The sequence below is a fragment of the Alteromonas sp. CH_MED4-4 genome (assembly GCF_037029575.1).
Lineage (GTDB): Bacteria > Pseudomonadota > Gammaproteobacteria > Enterobacterales > Alteromonadaceae > Alteromonas > Alteromonas macleodii.
In genome coordinates this window covers 1-2,672 of sequence record NZ_JAYMEU010000064.1, presented here as the reverse complement: position 1 = coordinate 2,672, position 2,672 = coordinate 1, and the positions used below count along the sequence as shown (strand labels likewise).

General features: G+C 42.1%; 3 protein-coding genes. 1 reads left to right on the top strand and 2 read right to left on the bottom strand.

Features of this window, described 5'->3' with window-relative positions; all coding sequences use genetic code 11:
- On the top strand, positions 1–711 hold a 711-nt coding region (locus WA381_RS20850), incomplete at its 5' end, for an IS3 family transposase (RefSeq protein WP_336138615.1).
- A gap of 70 nt (positions 712–781) precedes the next feature.
- Here WA381_RS20850 and WA381_RS20845 read toward each other — a convergent pair.
- Both WA381_RS20845 and WA381_RS20840 read right to left on the bottom strand, forming a co-directional pair.
- Positions 782–2,218, bottom strand: a complete 1,437-nt coding sequence (locus tag WA381_RS20845; protein ID WP_156087437.1) for a methyl-accepting chemotaxis protein — start codon at positions 2,216–2,218, stop codon at positions 782–784.
- Between the two features lie 184 nt (positions 2,219–2,402).
- Positions 2,403–2,672 (bottom strand): integrase core domain-containing protein (locus WA381_RS20840; RefSeq protein ID WP_336146879.1); only part of this gene is annotated, 270 nt, incomplete at its 5' end.

The window sequence follows — 2,672 nt, the reverse complement described above, 5'->3', positions numbered from 1 at the left end:
ACCCACCTCCACAGTCTCCTATTGGCGGCATGTACAGAGGATTATGTCTTTTTAGAGGGGAAAATCCCTAGAACCCCTAATGGTGAAAACCGTGTAGCCCGACTAATGAGGTTAGCCAAGCTGAAAGCTAATCTAGGCTATAAGCGGCGCTACTTTAAGCCTTCAGCGCCACCTGTCATTTCAGAGAATCATGTACAGCAACAATTTGTGGTGGCTGAGCCTGATAATACGTGGGTCACAGATATTACTTATATCAAAACGTATGAAGGTTGGCTGTATTTAGCCGTGGTTGTAGATCTGTTCTCTCGTAAAGTGATTGGTTGGTCAATGCAGCCAACGATGAAGCGTGAAATCGTAATCAAAGCAATACTCATGGCCGTTTGGCGCAGGCAACCAAAATCACGTGTGGTAGTGCACAGCGACCAAGGTAGCCAATATACCAGCGAGGATTACCAAGCGTTTTTAAAAGCAAACAACTTAACCAGCAGCATGAGTCGGCGTGGACACTGCTTGGATAATGCGGTTGCTGAGAGTTTCTTCCACTCACTTAAAACAGAACGAGTGAAACGAAAAATATACGCGACGAGGGATGAAGCACGAGCCGACTTGTTTGATTATATAGAGGTATTTTATAATCGAGTTCGACTGCACAGCCACCTTGGGCATCAGTCTCCTGAAGAGTTTGAAATCCGATATAAATCGGCAAGCTAAGTGTCCAGGAATTCAGGGGAAGATCAGAGGTTCCTTAACTGGAAGTTGTAGTCAGCTTGAATAATCTGAATTACTTCTTTTTTAAAGTAACGGCTTCTTGTAGACCGACCGCCATTTCACTAAGGCTTTTTGTGGTCTCTACAATATGTGCCGAATTTAGTTCGACAACCTTTGTGCTCTCTTGATTTTCAATCGCAAGTTGAGTGAGATCCCTTACTGATTCAGTAATCTCAACTAAACCAGAATCACTTTGCTGCATATACATTTTTACTTCACTAAACTGTTGATAGATTTCCTCAACGGCCTGCAAAATTTTAAATAGTTGGGCCCCAGCATTTTCAACAACTGAGGCTCCCTCATCGATACTTGAAGTTGCATGTGTGAGGCTGTCCTGGATTTCTTTAGCAGTAATATTGCTTTGGGTAGCTAAAGTTCTAACTTGATCTGCTACCACTGCAAAGCCGCGACCTTGTTCACCTGCTCTTGCTGCTTCAATTGCCGCATTTAATGCTAACAGGTTAGTTTGTTCTGCAATTCCTGATATTTTAGCGGTTGCACGATTGATTTCTTCATTACTGGATTTGATTTTAGTCATGGATTCAATGGTTTGTTGAATCGCTTTTTGACCACTGGAAGCACTTTCTTTGGTGGTTTGAACGATCCCATTAACTTCGATGACTTTTGTAGAACATAACTGAACATTGGATGAAACAGTATTCAAAATATGATTCGTACTCTCAGAGGCGTTAACCTGTTGAGAGGCACGATTATCTAATGTGATGGTGTTATCTTTAATAGATAAGGTAATGGCTGACAGCTCTTCAGTCGCAGCCGCTAATAGGTGTGCATTTCTTTCAGCATTATCTATCAACTCGGACATGATTTTTTCTTTGCTTTCTGCTTCAAGTCGAGATGCTTCTGCTTTCACTAACGAAGCTTCAGAATTTTTTTTGCTGGACACCCTCTGAGATTCCATCAAGCCAACCATAACCAAGTTGGTAAGAATGGCTCCCACGAGCAAAATCGTCCGAGCTCCTTCTAATCCGTTAGGGTTCAGTTCAGGCTCTGGTAGATTGCCTGATACTTGCTGAAAATAAATAGCCACAACTGATAATGCAATAGCTAGTCCCCATGCGGCACCTTCTTTAAGTCCGCATAGAAAAACAGCAATAGCGCAAATGACTAACAACCAAGGAGCATTCCCAGCGGAAATACCCCCATTGGTGTAAAGCAAATAAGTTTGAATCCAGAACAAGCAGAATATTGTTGATGAGGCGGCTAGATGAACAGCTCCTGTTTTTAGTAAAACTAAGTTAAATACAAACTGGGCTGCCGCAATTAAGACGGCTGTTGAGCCATTGGGCGCGCCTAGATACGAGTAAAAGAAGGAATAGAACAATGACGCAGGTACAAGAATCAAGCAAAAATAAAGGGTTAGATTAGCTTGGTGTAATTTTTCTTTGTCCGTTAAAATGCTGGGTAATAAAAGAGACTGGACTTGATTCATATATACCTAAGTAGAAAGACGCTGATCGCTAATGCTCAATGGAGTATGGCGGGCAGCGGAATTTAAGCGATTTCCAACTTAACTTACTGTCTCATAGAATTTTTATTTAGTTTGACTGAAGTTAATATGGACGATTTTTTTATTGTAAGTTTCGAACAGTTTTTGGTCAATAAAACCGGACACTTTAATTTGCTAATTTCTCGTACTCCACCGGTGACAAATCACCTTTCGAAGAGTGCAGACGATCCAGGTTGTAATACTTCATGTAAGCCGCGACATCCTGTTTCATGTGAGCCCGTGTCGGTTGATGTACCTTGAGCAGCCAATCATGTTTCAGGCTACCAAAGAAGCGTTCAACCACTGTGTTGTCCCAACATGGGGTTCTAGGGATTTTCCCCTCTAATAAGACATAATCCTCTGTACATGCCGCCAATAGGAGACTGTGGAGGAGTAT